Origin of the sequence: Streptomyces sp. NPDC001407 (assembly GCF_042895325.1) — a bacterium.
Lineage (GTDB): Bacteria > Actinomycetota > Actinomycetes > Streptomycetales > Streptomycetaceae > Streptomyces.
The window spans coordinates 25028-41965 of sequence record NZ_JBIAWF010000020.1; the positions used below are offsets into that span (position 1 = coordinate 25028).

Annotated in this window: 13 protein-coding genes; 1 reads left to right on the top strand and 12 read right to left on the bottom strand. The window is 71.7% G+C overall.

The features are described 5' to 3' along the window. The first annotated feature begins 22 nt into the window (after positions 1-22). Entirely contained in the window at positions 23-256 is a 234-nt protein-coding gene (locus ACFY1P_RS25005; protein WP_361532678.1) for a hypothetical protein, read from the top strand. On the opposite strand, the gene ACFY1P_RS25010 is transcribed toward ACFY1P_RS25005, so the two are convergent. The 12 genes from ACFY1P_RS25010 to rsmI all read right to left on the bottom strand — a co-directional run bounded on the left by ACFY1P_RS25010 (position 213) and on the right by rsmI (position 16554). After that, entirely contained in the window at positions 213-962 is a 750-nt protein-coding gene (locus ACFY1P_RS25010; protein WP_361532675.1) for a LuxR C-terminal-related transcriptional regulator, read from the bottom strand. The two genes, ACFY1P_RS25005 and ACFY1P_RS25010, sit on opposite strands and share 44 nt — an antisense overlap. Positions 963-1274: 312 nt before the next feature. Then, the gene (locus ACFY1P_RS25015) at positions 1275-2672 is read right to left on the bottom strand and encodes a PQQ-binding-like beta-propeller repeat protein (protein ID WP_390751923.1); all 1398 of its coding nucleotides are present in this window, start codon (positions 2670-2672) and stop codon (positions 1275-1277) included. Positions 2673-3731: 1059 nt separating this feature from the next. Beyond that, positions 3732-5543, bottom strand: a complete 1812-nt coding sequence (locus ACFY1P_RS25020; protein WP_390751924.1) for an ABC-F family ATP-binding cassette domain-containing protein — start codon at positions 5541-5543, stop codon at positions 3732-3734. A 642-nt stretch (positions 5544-6185) separates the two neighbouring features. Continuing rightward, entirely contained in the window at positions 6186-8678 is a 2493-nt protein-coding gene (locus ACFY1P_RS25025; protein ID WP_390751925.1) for an ABC transporter permease, read from the bottom strand. 107 nt (positions 8679-8785) lie between these two features. Then, on the bottom strand, positions 8786-8977 hold the full coding sequence (locus tag ACFY1P_RS25030) for a DUF397 domain-containing protein (RefSeq protein WP_390751926.1): 192 nt from the start codon (positions 8975-8977) through the stop codon (positions 8786-8788). After that, positions 8974-9783 (bottom strand): Scr1 family TA system antitoxin-like transcriptional regulator, encoded by an 810-nt coding sequence (locus ACFY1P_RS25035; protein WP_390751927.1) that lies wholly within the window; start codon positions 9781-9783, stop codon positions 8974-8976. The genes ACFY1P_RS25030 and ACFY1P_RS25035 overlap by 4 nt, the downstream gene beginning before the upstream one ends. A 108-nt stretch (positions 9784-9891) precedes the next feature. Further along, positions 9892-10809 (bottom strand): 4-(cytidine 5'-diphospho)-2-C-methyl-D-erythritol kinase, encoded by a 918-nt coding sequence (locus tag ACFY1P_RS25040; RefSeq protein WP_361528893.1) that lies wholly within the window; start codon positions 10807-10809, stop codon positions 9892-9894. A gap of 803 nt (positions 10810-11612) precedes the next feature. Beyond that, positions 11613-12485, bottom strand: coding sequence for a 16S rRNA (adenine(1518)-N(6)/adenine(1519)-N(6))-dimethyltransferase RsmA (gene rsmA / locus ACFY1P_RS25045; RefSeq protein ID WP_390751928.1), 873 nt, complete (start codon positions 12483-12485; stop codon positions 11613-11615). Further along, the gene (locus ACFY1P_RS25050) at positions 12482-13990 is read right to left on the bottom strand and encodes a ubiquitin-like domain-containing protein (RefSeq protein WP_390751929.1); all 1509 of its coding nucleotides are present in this window, start codon (positions 13988-13990) and stop codon (positions 12482-12484) included. The genes rsmA and ACFY1P_RS25050 overlap by 4 nt, the downstream gene beginning before the upstream one ends. Positions 13991-14088: 98 nt before the next feature. Then, positions 14089-15006, bottom strand: a complete 918-nt coding sequence (locus ACFY1P_RS25055; protein ID WP_361528899.1) for a TatD family hydrolase — start codon at positions 15004-15006, stop codon at positions 14089-14091. 33 nt (positions 15007-15039) lie between these two features. Then, the gene (locus ACFY1P_RS25060) at positions 15040-15513 is read right to left on the bottom strand and encodes a hypothetical protein (RefSeq protein ID WP_361528901.1); all 474 of its coding nucleotides are present in this window, start codon (positions 15511-15513) and stop codon (positions 15040-15042) included. A 162-nt stretch (positions 15514-15675) separates the two neighbouring features. After that, a complete protein-coding gene (rsmI, locus tag ACFY1P_RS25065) occupies positions 15676-16554 on the bottom strand; it encodes a 16S rRNA (cytidine(1402)-2'-O)-methyltransferase (protein ID WP_361528903.1) in 879 nt (292 codons plus the stop codon). Positions 16555-16938: the final 384 nt, after the last annotated feature.

A 16938-nucleotide genomic window follows, 5' to 3' on the forward strand; every position in this document is an offset into this window, starting at 1 on the left:
CCTGGATTCCTACGGAGTTGCCATGAAGCGCAAACAACGGCTGTTCGACCTGCGGCTGATCATCGGCGCGCTGTTCGCGGTGTACGGCGTGATCGTCACCGGCGCCGGGATCGCCGCCTCGGACGCGGACCTGGACAAGGCCCAGGGCATCAACATCAACCTCTGGACGGGCCTGGGCATGCTGGCGCTCGGCGCCTTCTTCCTGGTGTGGTTCAGGCTCCGCCCTGTGGCCCCGCCGGAGGACGGGGAGGGATGACGCGGCCCGTGACCGCGGGGGCGGCGGTCGCGGTGGCGGTGGCGCCCGCCGCGCGGTCGAGGAGGCCCGTACGCGCCGCGAGGGCCGCCGCCTCCAGCCGGGAGCCCACGCCCAGCTTCATCAGGACGCGCTGCACGTGCGTGCGCGCGGTGCTGGGAGCTATTCCCATGCCCGCCGCGATCAGCCGGGTGTCCTCGCCCTCGGCGACCCGCACGAGCACCTCGACCTCGCGCGGGGTGAGCAGCTGGAGCAGCCGGGCGCCCTCGTCGTCGGGCTGGGCGGCGGGGTTGAGGAGCTCGGCGAAGGCGCCCTGGAGCAGCTGCGGGTCGACGGCGGCCTCACCGGCGCGGGCCTTCATCATGGCCCGCTCGACGCCCTCGATGCGTTCGTTGTGCCGGACGTAGCCGGAGGCGCCCGCGGCGAAGGCTGCGGCGATGCCCAGCGGGCTCGGCACCGGGCCGAGCACCACGACGGCCACCTGCGGCCGCTCGCGCTTGATCCGCACGACCGGGTCGAAGGCCCCCGGCTCGGCGGGCGTGGCGGTGCCCAGCAGGCACACCTCGGGAGCGCGGCTGACCACCAGGTCGGCCGCGCCCGCGCTCGGCGCCGCGGCGGCCAGCACCCGGTGCCCGCGCAACTTCAGCGCGGAGGCGAGCGCCTCCGCCAGCAGTCGGTGGTCGTCGACCACCATGAGCCGCACGCCCATGCGCTTGCCCCCTGTCGCCCGCGTACGTCTCTATGTCGACCCCTCTTGCCCCCGGAAGCTACACGCTTGTTCGACGTTCCGCGCCCCTTACCGGTGAGAAGTCCCCCGGAATGCCGAAATCCCTGCCAATCACGTGTACTTCGAGACTGAAACGGATCGTTCAGGCACGGAGGCGTGACGGGCAGGGATACGACTTTCAGCGTGCTTCCTCGTGCGCCAAGCGATCGGAAACGACTACGGCACGGGCGCTACGACGAAGGGCCGGCCGGTACCGGCGTCAACTTGCGGTACCGGCCGTTCCGCACGGTGGGATCAGCTCCCGCCGAAGACCGCCATCATGTTCTCGCGGTCCAGGCCGGGCGACTGCTTGTGGACGTAGTCCGAGCCGAGGAAGAGCCGGCCCTGCGCCCAGAGCCCCTGCTTGAACTGCGGGGAGAGGTCCTGCTCGATCTTGGCCGAATCATCGGCGTTCTTCAGCAGCACATCGGCCTTGTAGGTCTTGGGGTCGATGCGCAGCACCTGCCCGCCGCCCTTGTACGTCGCGTTCTGGTAGCCGATCGGGAAGCCGTCCTTGTCGACGCCGAGCGGGACCAGCTGGGCGCCGGGGACGCCCTCGGTCTTGCCCTTGGTCTGGCCGGTGTTGAGGTCGAAGGCGACGATCTCGTTGACCTGGCCGGGCTGGTCGGAGTCGCCCGAGGAGTGCTGCTTGGTGGGGAGGTAGAGCGAGTCCTTGGTGATGGAGATCTTGGTGCAGCCCTCCACCTCCGTGGACGGGCACTTGGGCTCGTAGTTGCCGTTGCCCGTGGAGATCTTCGACTTCAGCTTGCCTTCCTTGGCGCTGTCGTCGATCACCATGAAGTCCGAGGCGCCGTTGCCGGTGGAGTCACCCGCGGAGACGGCCACGACCAGCGGGTCGGTGGACGCGATGTGCGGGTAGTTCAGGCCCATCGGCATCTTGTACTCGGACTTGACCCCGCCCGACTTGGGGTCGAGGGTCTGGATGCTCAGCTGCGGCCGCTGGTAGTCGCCGCAGCGGCGCACGGCCACGAGCTTGTCGCCGCCGCCGTAACCGGCGTCCTTGCAGTCGTCACCGTCGACCTTGGGCTTCCACAGCTCCTTGCCGCCGTCCAGCGACCAGGCCGCGCCGCCGCTGAGGCCACCCGCGGCGACGGTGCCGCCGCCGATGGTGACCTCGCTGAAGGTCATGTCCTTGTCGCCGGTCTTGGCCGACTTCTGCCAGAGCTTGGTGCCCTTGTTCAGGTCGAGGGCGACGACCTGCGTGCAGGGACCGCCGTACGGCTTGTCGTCCGTCTGCTTGCCGTCGCTGACCAGCACGACGGCCTTGCCGTCCGCCGTGGCCTGCGGGTTCGCCCAGCAGACCGCGCCGTCGAGCGGGATCTCCCACTTCTTGCCGCCGGACAGGCCGTAGCCGGTGACCTTGTAGACGTCCGACTTGGCGACGACCTGGTCGGTGGCCCACATGCCCTGGGCGCTGACCATGTCCTTGACGTCCTGCGACGGCACGCTGAACAGCAGCTTCCCGTCAACGGTCTTGGGCTTGGGACCGCTGCTACCGCCGCCGCCCGTCTGCGAACTGCCGGAGCCCTTGGTGGCCTGATCGTCCTTGCCACCGCCACCCGAGGTGGCGTACCAGATGCCACCACCGACGACGAGCGCCAGGGCTACGGCGGCGGAGACGATGATCGCCATACGCCGCTTGCCGTTCCCGTTGGCGGCGGGATTCGGGGGGCCAGGAGGGTAGGCGCCGAAGCCTTGGCCCGTGCCGGGCTGGCCGAATCCGTGCGGCGGGCCGGGCTGACCGAAGCCTTGCGGCGGGCCGGGCTGCGGGCCGGGCTGGCCGGGATAGCCGTAGCCGCTCGGCGGCGGGCCCTGCGGTACGCCTGGCGGCGGGCCCTGCGGGGCGTTCGGCGGGGGCGGAGGCGTCTGAGGCTTCTGGAATGCCGGGGGCGGAGGCGTCTGCGGAGCCTGTGGGGCCTGCGGAGCTTGCGGGGCCGGGGGCGCCGGGGGGTAGCCGTAGCCCGGCTGCCCGCCCTGCGGCGGCGCCGGCGGGTAGCCGTACGAGGGGTTCGGCGCTCCGAAGCCTCCGCCTGGCTGCGCCGGGGGAACCCCTGGCGGCTGGTTGGGCGGCTGGGGCGGCTGTGACATCAGCTTTCCTCTTTACGCGGGTGCGTCACCCGTCCGTTCTCCCCCGCGCTCCCGGCGACCGTGGCCGAAAACGACCGAAAATCCACCGGGAAGGAGCGAATCGGGCGCGCATCCCGCCAGTCGGGCGGCAGGCGAGCGGATGTCTTTTGTATCACCCGATTCCGGGGTCCCAGGTGCGGTTGAGGGGGTTCGGGGGGTTGCCGTGACGAGACCGTTGCGAGGTCTTTCGCTGGGGCGGTTTCCGGCCATGCGCCGTTGTCGCCTGCGGCGCTTGTTCCCCAGCCCCGCCCCTTCCCGAACTGGGGCGCTGCCCCGGACCCAGATGTGCGGGTCCGTCGGCTGACGCGCAGCGCCTGCGGCGCTCGTCCTCAAACTCCCCCAGACTTCGTCCGGGGGGACCCCCAAGGGCGCTGGGGTCCGGGGTCTCCCCGGTTTCGGGAAGGGGCGGGGCTGGGGAACAAGCCCGCCGCTGGGGGCACCTCCCAGCGTTAGCTGGGGGAGCACTCAAGCCGCACCCGGGCACGGGTCCGGGGCGGAGCCGCGCATCAGATGCTGCGGGAAGGGGCGGGGCTGGGGAACAGACCCCGCCGCAGGCGCCAGCCGCTACGCGTCCTCCGCCAACTCCAGCCAGCGCAGCTCCAATTCCTCCCGCTCCCCCGCCAACTCCCGCAGCTCAGCGTCCAGCTTCGCCACCGCGGCGAAATCCGTCGCCTGATCCGCGATGGAAGCGTGCAGCTTCGCCTCCTGGTCGGAGATCCGGTCCAGCCGCCGCTCGATCTTCTGGAGCTCCTTCTTCGCGGCGCGGGCGTCCCCCGCGGACTTCGCGGACTTCGCGGGAGTCGAGGCCGGCGCCGGAGCGGCAGCGGGAACCGCAGCCTCGATGACCCGCTGCCGCCGCTCGAGGTATTCGTCGAGGCCGCGCGGCAGCATCCGCAGGGCCTTGTCGCCGAGCAGGGCGTAGACGCGGTCGGTGGTGCGCTCGATGAAGTAGCGGTCGTGGCTGATGACGACCATGGAGCCGGGCCAGCCGTCGAGGAGGTCCTCCAGCTGGGTCAGGGTCTCGATGTCGAGGTCGTTGGTGGGCTCGTCGAGGAAGAGGACGTTGGGCTCGTCCATCAGCAGCCGCAGGATCTGGAGCCGGCGGCGCTCACCGCCGGAGAGGTCGCCGACCGGCGTCCACTGCTTCTCCTTGGTGAAGCCGAACTTCTCGCAGAGCTGCCCGGCGGTCATCTCCCGGCCCTTGCCGAGGTCGACCCGGTCCCGCACCTGCTGGACGGCCTCCAGGACCCGCTTCGCGGGGTCGAGTTCGCCGACCTCCTGCGAGAGGTAGGCGAGCTTGACCGTCTTGCCGACGACGATCTTCCCGGCCGCCGGCTGCTTCTCGCCCTGCGTACGGGCCGCCTCGGCGAGCGCCCGCAGCAGCGAGGTCTTGCCCGCGCCGTTCACACCGACCAGACCGATGCGGTCGCCCGGACCGAGCTGCCAGGTCAGGTGCTTGATCAGCTCCTTGGGGCCGGCCTGCACGGAGACGTTCTCCAGCTCGAAGACGGTCTTGCCGAGCCGGCTGTTCGCGAACTTCATCAGCTCCGCGGTGTCGCGCGGCGGCGGCACGTCCGCGATCAGCTCGTTGGCCGCCTCGATGCGGAACCGCGGCTTGCTCGTACGCGCCGGGGCGCCGCGCCGCAGCCAGGCGAGCTCCTTGCGCATCAGGTTCTGCCGCTTGGCCTCCTCGGTCGCGGCGATCCGCTCCCGCTCGGCACGGGCGAAGACGTAGTCGCTGTAGCCGCCCTCGTAGTCGTGCACGGTGCCGCGCTGGACGTCCCACATGCGGGTGCAGACCTGGTCCAGGAACCAGCGGTCGTGCGTGACGCACACCAGCGCCGAGCGGCGCGCCCGCAGGTGGGCGGCCAGCCAGGAGATGCCCTCCACGTCGAGGTGGTTGGTGGGCTCGTCCAGGACGATCATGTCCTGCTCGGCGATCAGCAGCTTCGCGAGCGCGATGCGGCGCCGCTCACCGCCCGAGAGCGGGCCGATGACCGTGTCCAGACCGCCCTCGAACCCGGGCAGGTCCAGGCCGCCGAAGAGCCCCGTCAGCACGTCCCGGATCTTGGCGTTGCCCGCCCACTCGTGATCGGCCATGTCGCCGATCACCTCGTGCCGGACGGTCGCCTTCGGGTCCAGCGAATCGTGCTGCGTGAGCACACCGAGGCGGAGGTGACCCGCGTGGGTGACCCTGCCCTTGTCGGCCGTCTCCAGCTTGGCGAGGATGCGGATGAGCGTGGTCTTGCCGTCGCCGTTACGGCCGACGACGCCGATCCGGTCGCCCTCGTTGACACCGAGGGAGACGCCGTCGAGGAGGGCACGTGTCCCGTACACCTTTTCGACGGCTTCCAGATTGACGAGGTTGGTGGCCATTCCGCTCCTTTGGGTGATCGGCTTTCCAGGGTAGTCGGAGTGGTTTGGGTGCAGGTCCGCTGCGCCTGCGGCGAGCGGCCTCAAACGCCGGCCGGGCTGGGTGTGTGGTGGGTGCGCTTTCCGCTGGGTGCGGGGGCGGTTTTTGGGTGCGGGTCCGTTGCGCCTGCGGCGAGCGGCCTCAAACGCCGGCCGGGCTGTGGTTGTGGGTGCCGGGGGCGGGGCCTCCGGGCTGGGAACCTGGAACGCGGTGCGGGCACTGTTCTGCGTATCGGGTGCTGTCAAGACGCACCGCGTTCCAGAACCCCACCCTCCGACCCCACCCCCTCCCACCGGAGGGCAACATCACGCTTCGGGGCACGCCATGCTTTTGTTTTCAGCCCGTCCGGCGTTTGAGGACGCGGCCGCAGTGCGCTCCCGCCGCTGGGGGGCACCTCTGGGGGCACCCCCGGACGGAGTCTGGGGGAGGTAGCTGGGGGAGGCAACGGACCCGCAGGTCGGGGTCTGGGGCAGAGCCCCAGTTTCGGGAAGGGGCGGGGTAGGGGAACAGGCCCGCCGCAGGCGCAACGGGCCCGCAGCCGGGGGCCTGGGGCGCGTGCCCCGGTTCGGGACGGGGTAGGGGAACAAGCCCGCCGCAGGCGCCCCCTACCCCGCCACCTCCACCGGTCGAGAACGAAGCGCCCACCCCACCGGCACAAGAGTGGAAAGCAGGGTCACCCCCAGCCCCCCACAAACCACCGCCGCATAGATCCACACCGGCCCAGACACACCGCAAGACGCCGCCACCCCGAAAGGAACAAGCGTCGTCGCCGCCGCGACAGTCCCCAGCAGCAGGCCCACGACCGCCACCAGCACGCCCTCCACCGTCATCATCCGGAGGACCTGCCACCGCGTGGCCCCCACCAGCCGCTGGAGCGCGAACTCGCCCCGGCGGTTGCCCACGGCGACAGCAGTCGTGTTCACGACGGAAAGCACCGTGTAGCCGACGAGCATCGCGATGATCAGGTAGTTGACCGACGCCTGCGTGCGGTTGTCGTGGGCGTGGGCGGCCAGCACCGTGTCGCGGCCGCTGATCTTCATGCCCGGCCCCGCCACGGCGGAGAGGTCCGTGCCCGGAGCGGTGCGTACCAGGATCTGGGACGGCAGGCCCGTCGTCGTGTGCGGAGCGAGGAGTTCCGCGCTGGTGAGCAGAGTCTCGAAGCCCTCGCGGCCCTTGAAGAGGGCGACGACGCGTACGTCCACCACCGCCCCGTCGCCCAGGCGCAGCCGCATCTCGTCGCCCACCGCGCGGTGCAGGCGGTGCGCCACGCTCTCGGGGAGGGCGACGGCCGCGCCGCGCAGGTCGCGCAGGCTGCCCGCGCTCGCCTCGGTGGTGAGGGTCTGCGTGACGCCGTCCGCGCTGACGCCCCTCAGGGGGAGGCCCTTCTTGGGATCGGCCTTGGCGTCGGTGTAGCCGGTGCTGGTGACGTACGCACCCGCCGCCGTGACACCCGGCACCGCGCGCACCCGGTCGAGCAGTGCCGGGTCCACGCCGCCCGCCGCGGTCGTGATCACCGCGTCGGCCCGCAGGTCCTCGCTGAACGCCTTGTCGGTCATGGCGGCCTGCGTGGTCTGGAGGTAGAGCATGCCCGTGGCGAGGGCGCTGGCCAGCATGACGGGGGTGGCGATCGCCGCCATCTTGGCAGCGCGCGCACGGCAGTTGATGGCGGCCAGCCTGCCGGGCGCGCCGGTGAGGAGGCGTACGGGCCAGTGGAGCAGCACGGTGACGGCCTTGGTGAACCACGGGCCCAGCAGGGCCAGCGCGATCGCGCAGCACATCACCGTCGGGCCCGCCGTGCTGGCGGCCACCGGGCCGCGCAGCACGAGCGAGGTGACCAGCGTCAGCGCGACCGTGCCCGCGAGGAACAGCAGCCCGACGGCGATGCGCACGGGATGCAGCCGGTCCTTCGGTACGGCCGTCTCCCCCAGCGCCTCCACCGGCTTGGCCTTGACCGCCCGCGTGCAGCCGAGGAGACCGCCGGCCACGGCGGTCAGCAGCAGCGCCCCGTACGCGGGCATCGCCGGGATCCAGCCCTGGCTGAACTCGACCGTCTCCGCGATCATTCCGCTGTCGACGAGCGTGTCGTAGAGCCACCGCCCCGCCAGCGGCCCCGCGGGCCAGGCCGCCGCCGCGGCGAGGACCATGACCATCAGCGTCTCGCCCAGCAGCATGCGCCGCAGCTGGCGCGGGGTCGCGCCGATCGCCCGCAGGAGGGCGAGTTCGCGGCCGCGCTGCTGCGCGGACAGCGCGACCGTACCGGCCACGACGAACACCGCCACCAGCACGACCAGCCCGCCGACCACCCCGGAGAGCGCGACCAGGTCCTCGCCGCCCTGGACCACCTCGGGGTGCTCGACGCTGCCGCGGTCGTCACCGGTCAGCAGGGTCACGCGCTGACCCGCGAGCGCCTCGGCGACCCCCTTGCGCACGGTACCCCGGTCCGCGCCGGGCGCGAGGGCGACCGCGATGTCGGCGACCGTGTCCGGCCGCCCGGACAGCCGCACGGCGTCGGCCATGGAGAAGAACAGCGTCGGCCGCGGCACGTCCCGCGCGGTGGCCACACCGCTCACGCGGTACGTGGCCGAGCCGCCGTGCGCGACGATCCGTACGTCGTCCCCCACGCCGACGCCCGCCCGGCGGGCGGTCCCGCCGTCGAGAACGACCTCCCCCTGCGCGGGCGCGCCGCCGGAGGTGAGGGCGTACGGGGTGAGCGCCGCGGATTCCCAGCCGTGCGCCTCCGCCTTCGCGGGTTCCCCGCCACCGAGCACCGCCGCGTCGAAGGTCCGCTCCCCGACGGCCGTACGGACCCCGGGCACGGCTCCTACCTTGTCGGCCAACTCGGCCGGAATCTCGACCCGTTCAGGAAGCGTGGTGGTCTTCTTGTGCTTCTTGCTCGTCTTCACCTCGTGCGTCCGGTCACCGGCGACGAGGATGTCGGCGCCCGCGAGGCGCTGCGGCGGGACGTTATTGCGGATGCCGGTCTCCATCAGCCCGCCGCACGCCATGACGAGCGTGGCGCCGATGAAGAGGGCGAGGAAAGTGGCGGTGAATCCGCCTATCCGATACCGCAGCGACCGCGCTGCGAGCTTCCCCATCATCGACGGCCACGCCCCTATTTCTTGCTGTCCGGCTTACGGGTCCACGCTAGGGAGCGGCGCGGTTCCGGCCCATGGGAGCAGCAGGTCGATGGGGGGTGGGGGTAGCCCTACCCGTCGGTCGTGTCAGCTGCGGCGTAGGTGATGAAGGCCGCCCAGGCATGGGCCCCTATGGCGATTCTGGGGCCGTCCTTGCGCTTGGAGTCACGTATGTGGACGGTGTGGGAGAGGGCGACTTCGACGCATTGGTCGCCCTCGGTTTGGCTGTAGCTCGACTTAGACCATGCTGGTTCACTGCTCACAGCTCTTCCGCCACCTTTCTGATGAATTGGGCTGAGCCTTCGGCGTCGAGCGCACACATACGGATCATGGAATGGCGTTTCGCGAGCTCGCCTACCTTCTCCGGATCCGTATACAACATGCTCGTCCCCTGCGCCTCTTGATAGCCGTAGTGCCTGTGCCCGGGGACCTCCAGCAGCGAGAACGAGCCACCGATCGCCGGGCCGGCGCCCTGCCCGAGGGGCAGCACTTGGATGGATACGTTGCGCAACTCGCCCACTTCCAGAAGGCGGTTGAGCTGACTCTTCATCACCTCCGGGCCGCCCACAAGCCCCCTCAGTGCGGCCTCATGGATCACGAAGCTGAACAGCGTGGTCGGCCTCATCAGCAGCGCCTGACGCTCCATCCGCCCCGCAACTCGCGCCTCGACGGTGCTGTCGTCCACGGGTGGGCAGTGACTGGCCATGAGCACGCGTGCGTATTCCTCGGTCTGCAACAGCCCGGGGATGAGCAGCACGTCGTACCAGCATTGGGCGACCGCTTCGGCCTCGATAGCCATGTACTCGCGCACCCGACTGACGAACTTGTCCGGCTCCAAATACGGATGGACCGCCGCCAACTTCCCGTTCGCACCGCACATTTGGTCGGCGATCTCCAGGAGACGCTGGGTGGGCCGCCGCCTGCCCTGCTCCATGGACTTGATGGTTTCCGGACCGTACCCGGCCTCTTCGGCCAGTTCCTCGCGGGAGATGTTCGCTTCCGTGCGCCACAGCTTGACTTGGTTCCCGGACAACCGCCACGCCATCGGCGGCTGGGAGAGTTCACCCATCTCGCACCCTGCCCCTTCGTACCTCTGTCGGTACCAACGGAGGCTAGGCACAAGCAAGCCGCATACAGGCCCAATTCGAAGGAATTCTCCCCGCACGGGTGAACGGGGCTACAACACAGTCGCACCCTGCACCGGGCCGGAGGTAACGCGTACGGCCCGGCACGTACCGGAGGCACTGAGGGCGGCGGCGACCTTCTCGGCGGATTCGGCGTCCTGTACCAGGAATGCCGTCGTCGGGCCCGAGCCGGAGACCATCGCGGCCAGCGCGCCCGCTTCCGTACCCGCGTCCAGGGTGTCCACGAGGGAGGGGCGGAGGGAGACGGCGGCGGCCTGGAGGTCGTTGGAGACGGAGGCGGCGAGGGCGAGCGGGTCGCCGGTGCGGAGGGCGTCGAGGAGGGCGGGCGAGGGCTCGGGGTCGGGCACGTCGGCCGACGTGGCGCCCGTGCCGGAGGCGACCCGCAGGCGGTCGCACTCGGCGTAGACGGCGGGCGTGGAGAGCCCGCCGTCGGCGACGGCGAACACCCAGTGGAACGTACCGCCCACCGGCAGCGGCGTGAGGATCTCACCCCGGCCACGCCCGAGCGCGGCCCCGCCGACGAGGCTGAAGGGGACGTCGCTGCCGAGCTCGGCGCAGATGTCGAGGAGTTCCTCACGGGAGGCACCCGTGCCCCACAGGGCATCACACGCCAGCAGCGCGCCCGCGCCATCCGCACTGCCGCCGGCCATGCCGCCGGCGACGGGGATGTCCTTGGCGATGTGAATGTGCACCCGGGGCTCGCGCCCATACCGCGCGCCCAGGGCGAGCGCCGCGCGCGCCGCGAGGTTGGTGGCGTCGAGGGGGACCTGCGCTGCGTCCGGGCCCTCGCAGGTGATCTTCAGGGTGTCGGCTTCGGTGACGGTGATCTTGTCGTGGAGGCCTACGGCGAGGAAGACGTTGGCCAGGGCGTGAAAGCCGTCTGGGCGGGCGCCGCCTACTGCTAGCTGGGCGTTGACCTTGGCGGGTACGCGGACGGTGACGGCGGTCACTTCGGCTGGCTCCTCGGGTCGGTGTGGGAGTCGATGTTATCGACGGGATCCCGACCGGGGCTCACGCCCCGGGCCCCCGGCCGCGGGTCGGCTGGCGCCTGCGGCGGGCTTTCCCCCAGCCCCGCCCCTTCCCGAAACCTGGGCTGCGTGCCCCGGCCCCCCGGCTGCGGGTCAGTTCACCGCCTGCGGCGGGGGCGGCCTGCGGCCGCGTCCTCAAGCGCCGGACGGGCTGTCTTGTTCCCCAGCCCCGCCCCTTCCCGAAACTGGGGGCAAGCCCCCAGACCCCCACGACGCCGCGTGCCCCGGAACTGGGGCTGCGCCCCTGGCCCCCAGCAACACGCTTCGCGCGTTGTCCTCAAACGCCGGACGGGCTGAAAAGCAAAAGCGGCGCGCCCGGCTGAAAAGAAGAGACCGGCGGGCCCGGCGAGAAAGGCAAGACGGGCACGTCCCACGGCCCTGATGTTGCCCTCCGGCGGGAGGGGGTGGGGCCGGAGGGTGGGGTTCTGGAACGCGGTGCATCGTCACAGTGCTCAATGCGCATTACCGCACGCACCGCGTTCCAGGTTCCCAGCCCGGAGGGGCCCCCCCCCGCCCCCGCCCCCCCCCCCGCCCCGCCCGGGGGGGGGGGGGGGGGGTTGGGTGGTTTTTTTATCGGGGGTAATACTAAACTGTAAAATTGGCCACCCCCCCCCCCCCCGGGGGCCGGGGCCCCCCCCCGGGCGCCCCCACCCCCGGCCCCAGCCACCACCCGAGCCCGGCCGGCGATTGAGGCCACCCCACCCCAGCGCACAAGCAACCCGCACCTACACCTTGCGCTCAGCAATCGCCACGAACTCGTCCACCGTCAGAGACTCCCCCCGCGCCTGCGGCGAAACCCCGGCCGCGACCAGCGCCGCCTCCGCCGCCGCAGCAGACCCCGCCCAACCGGACAGCGCCGCCCGAAGCGTCTTCCGCCGCTGCGCGAACGCGGCGTCCACGACCGCGAAGACCTCTTCGCGCGAAGCCGTCGTCTCGATCGGCTTCGCGCGCCGCACGAGGGACACGAGCCCGGAATCGACGTTCGGCGCGGGCCAGAAGACGTTCCGCCCGATGGACCCGGCGCGCTTCACATGGGCGTACCAGGCGGCCTTCACGGACGGCACGCCGTAGACCTTGGAGCCGGGGGCGGCCGCGAGGCGGTCGGCGACCTCGGCCTGGACCATGACGAGGGTGCGCTCGATGGTGGGGAACTGGGCGAGCATGTGGAGCAGGACGGGCACGGCGACGTTGTAGGGCAGGTTGGCGACGAGCGCCGTGGGGGCCGGGCCCGGAAGCTCCCGCACCTGCATGGCGTCGCTGTGCACGAGTGCGAAGTGGTCGGCGCGGGCGGGCAGCCGGGCGGCGATGGTCGCGGGGAGGGCGGCGGCGAGGACGTCGTCGATCTCGACGGCGGTGACCCGGTCGGCGGCCTCCAGCAGGGCGAGGGTCAGGGACCCGAGCCCGGGGCCGACCTCGACGACGACGTCGTCGGGCCGCACCTCGGCGGTCCGGACGATGCGCCGGACGGTGTTGGCGTCGATCACGAAGTTCTGGCCGCGCTGCTTGGTGGGGCGTACCCCCAAGGCTGCGGCCAGCTCGCGGATGTCCGCGGGGCCGAGGAGGGCGCCGGAGTCGTCTGTGCTGGGGCTGGAGCTCACCCGTGAAGTTTACGGCCGCACACGGGCCACGGGGTCGCCCCCCGGCTGACGTACAGCTTCTTGGCCCGCAGGGTCTGCTCGGAGGCGGGTGCGTCCTGGGGGCGGCCGCTGCCGCCGAGGGACTGCCAGGTGTGGACGTCGAACTGGTAGAGGCCGCCGTAGGTGCCGGAGGGGTCGACGGCGTCGGGCCGGCCACCGGCCTCGCACTGGGCGAGGCCGCTCCAGTTGAGCCCCTCGGCGCCCTGGACGGTGGTGGGGCGGGGCTTGGTGCCGACCCGGACGATCTCGGTGCGGGGTTCGCGGACGGTCTCGGAGGAGATCTTGGTGGGCTTCTGCCTGACGCCGTTGACGATGCGCAGGGCGTAGGTGGTGCGCTCGACGCCCTTCTCGCCGCGCTGGGAGACGACCTCGGTGCCCTTGTAGAGGGTGGGGTCCTCGTGGCGCTCGGTGTCGAAGTCGATGGGGGTCTCGCGGGTCTCCTCGGTGCCGGTGATCCGCATGACGGAGATCGTCTGGCCCTCGCGGGGGAAGCTGTCGGGGTCCACGGAGGTGGTGTCCTGGCCGTGCAGGGTGATGCCGGCGGCCTCGACGGCCTCGTGGACGGTGGCGGCGTTGGTGCGGATGGTGCGCTCGCGGCCGTCGGCCATGAAGGTGACGGTGCGCTCGGTGCGTACGTCGAGGTCGAGGCCGTGGCGGGAGATGGGGGCGGTGCGGGCGGCGGAGAGGTAGGCGCCCTCGGCCCGTACGCCGAGCTCGCGCAGGGCGCCGTCGACGGTGCGGGCGTGGGTCCACACCTGGTGGTGGCGGCCGTCGAGGGTGAGGGCGAGGGGGCGTCCGTAGCGGACGGAGATCTCGTCGCCGGCGGTGAGGCCGTGGTGGTGGCCGGGGGTGACGGCGTCGTGTTCGCCGAGGGCGACGTGCTGGTCGGCGAGGAGTTCGTCGACGCTGTCGGCGAAGGTGTGCAGGGTGCGGGCCTTGCCCTCGACGTCCAGCCGGACGGTCTTGTCGGCGGCGACGAAGGAGGACGTGCCGCCGGCGAGGAAGGCCACGACGAGGGCCTGCGGGATCAGCTTGCGCAGGGCGTCGGGGCGCTCACCGGCCCGCTTGCGGCGCCCGGCGCCCCGGTGGGAGGCCCCGCGGTCACCACGGTCGCCGCTGTCCCCGCTGTCCCCGGTGGACGGCTCGGAGGCGTCAGGGCCGGCGGCGGGCTCGTCCGGGCCCTGCGGGGCGAGCGGCTGGCGGGGCAGGTGCGGCGGCTCGTGGAGGTCCTGCGGCTCGTACGGCCCGGCCTCCCGGGGCTCGGGCAGGAAGGGGTCGTAGGGGCCGGTGACCGGCGGCTCGTATATCCCGTAGCGGTCCTCGGGCCCGGGCACGTCATAGGGCACGTACGGGGCGTAGGTGCCGTACGGCGTGGCCGGCTCGTACGGGTTGTACGGGTCGTAAAGCGGCGGTGCTTCCGGCGCACCGCGACGTGCGGCACGGGGGCTGCCCGGTGCATGAGTCACGCGACACTCCCCTGGGTCGAGCTATCGGCCCGGGACTGTAGCGGAGGGAGGGTCACTCTCCAAAGTCAGATAGTCACACTGTGTCGCACACTCATCCGTCAGTAGCCGAACGCCCTTGCGGTGTTCTCGGCGACCGCCGTGGCCAGGGCGTCCTCCGCGACGCCGCGGTAGCCGGCCATCGCGCGCAAAGTGACCGGAATGAGGTACGGCGCGTTGGGCCGTCCGCGATACGGCATCGGGGTCAGGAAGGGCGCGTCGGTCTCCACCAGGATGCGGTCGAGAGGGGCCACGGCGAGTGCGTCGCGGAGGTGCTGGGCGTTCTTGAAGGTGACGTTCCCGGCGAACGACATGTAGTAGCCCGCCTCGGCGCAGACCTTGGCCATCTCGGCGTCGCCGGAGTAGCAGTGGAAGACGACCGTCTCGGGCGCGCCCTCCTCGCGCAGGACCCGCAGGACGTCGTCGTGGGCCTCGCGGTCGTGGATGACCAGGGCCTTGCCGTGCCGCTTGGCGATGTCGATGTGGCGGCGGAAGGAGCGCTCCTGGGCGGCCATGCCCTCGGGGCCGGTGCGGAAATAGTCCAGGCCCGTCTCGCCCACGCCGCGGACGTGCGGCAGCGCGGCCAGGGCGTCTATGCGCTCCAGGGCCGCGTCGAGGGCGGCGTCGCCGCCGGGCTCGCGGGCGCCCTGCCGGGACCAGCCGTCGGGGTCGCCGAGCACGATCCGGGGGGCTTCGTTGGGGTGGAGGGCCACGGCGGCCCAGACGCTCTCGTGTGCGGCGGCGGTCTCGGCCGCCCACGTGGAGCCCGCCACGTCGCACCCGACCTGGATGACGGTGGTCACGCCGACGGACGCGGCCTTGGCGAGGGCTTCTTCCACAGACCCCTGCTGCATATCCAGGTGGGTGTGGGAGTCGGCGACGGGCACCGCCAGCGGCTCCGGGAGCGGCGGAGGGACGTCCTTGTCGTTCTGATTCCGCTTACTGCCGGAGTTGCCGCTGTTCGATGCTGTTGCCGCCATGCACGCGATTCTAGAGATCGCGGCGGACCGGGCTCACTTCCGGTGGTGGAAGGGGTGCAGCAGGTCCGACAGGTGCCAGTGGTGCTCGTGCTCGTGTTCCGGTGTCCCGGTGGCCTCACCAGGCTCGCCCGGCGCGGCCGCGAGCGGGCCCGCGGGCGCCTGGCCGGTGGCCGGCACGGCCGACTTCGCCGGGCTGTGCAGCACATCGGCGATCTTGGAGACCCGGCCGGAGCGCATGATGCGCACGACGTGCTCGCCGCAGTTCTCGCAGGTGGGGTTGGTCAGCGGCGACGGAACGCGCGAGCCGTCCGCGTAATAGACCACGAAGGGCCGACCCTCGGTGTCGGTGTGGTGCTGGATCTCGTACGACTGCTCCCAGCCGTGCCCGCATCGCATGCAAGCGAAGGAGTACGACTCGTGGGCAGGCTCGGCTGTGCCCTGCGCGGGCACCGGGGGCCGGGTGGCTATCGGCCGGACACCGTTCGAGGTTCCTGCGATCTCGCTCATGGCAGCTCCTCTTGTCCTGAGGACAAGTTATCTCCGGGATCGGACGTCCCACGTACAGGGAACGCCTATCCCGGCGATGACGCAGCAGCCCTGCCCCGAATTGGGGCAAACTTGGCGGCGCACTGTCCAAAGTGCCTGGCCACAAGGCCTAAGCTTTGCTTTTCACGATAGTCCTTTACCCGTGGATGGGCCCTGCTGTGCGGCATTCTTTGCCGCCACGACGGCATCGAACACCTCTCGCTTGGGTAGGCCTGCTTCGGCGGCCACGGCCGCGATGGCCTCCTTGCGGCGCTCGCCCGCCTCCTCCCGCACCCGCACCCGGCGCACCAGCTCGGTCGCGTCGAGATCCTGCGGGCCGGGCTCGGCGGCGCCCTCGACCACGATGGTGATCTCGCCGCGCACGCCCTCGGCCGCCCAGGCGGCGAGCTCCTTCAGGGGGCCGCGCTTGACCTCTTCGTAGGTCTTCGTCAGCTCGCGGCACACGGCGGCGCGGCGGTCGGCGCCCAGCACCTCGGCCATGGCGGCGAGGGTGTCGTCCAGCCGGTGCGGCGCCTCGAAATAGACCAGCGTCCGGCGCTCGTCCGCGACCTCGCGCAGCCGCCCGAGCCGCTCGCCCGCCTTGCGGGGCAGGAACCCCTCGAAGCAGAACCGGTCCACCGGCAGCCCGCTCACCGCGAGCGCCGTCAGCACCGCGGAGGGCCCCGGCACGGCCGTGACCTTGATGTCCCGCTCCACGGCGGCGGCGACCAGGCGATAGCCGGGGTCGGAGACGGAGGGCATCCCCGCGTCGGTGACCAGCAGCACGCGCGCCCCACCGGCCAGCGCCTCGACGAGCTCCGGGGTGCGGGCCGACTCGTTGCCCTCGAAGTACGACACCACACGGCCGGTGGTGTGCACGCCGAGCGCCTGGGTGAGGCGGCGCAGGCGGCGGGTGTCCTCGGCGGCGATCACTTCGGCGGCGAGGAGTTCTTGGGCGAGGCGGGGTGGTGCGTCTGTGACGTCACCGATGGGGGTACCTGCGAGTACGAGCGTTCCGGTCACGGCTCCATCCTCTCAGGGGTGGGGGGTGCGGGTGGCGGCCCCGGGCTCGGCTGCGGGTTGTCCGCGCCTGCGGCGGGCTTTGTTCCCCTACCCCGCCCCTTCCCGAAACCGGGGAGACCCCGGACCCCAACCGCGCTTCGCGCGGTGTCCTCAAACTCCCCCAGCTACCTCCCCCAGACTCCGTCCGGGGGTGCCCCCAGAGGTGCCCCCGGACGGGCTGGATTTGGCTGATGTGGGCACGCAATTTCAGCCCGTCCGGCGATTGAGGACTAGCGCCGCAGGCGCTGCGCGTCAGCCGACGCACCCCCACAACGGGGTCTGGGGCAGCGCCCCCACGCGGCGGAGCCGCAAATTCAGATGCAGCCGGGAAGGGGCGGGGCTGGG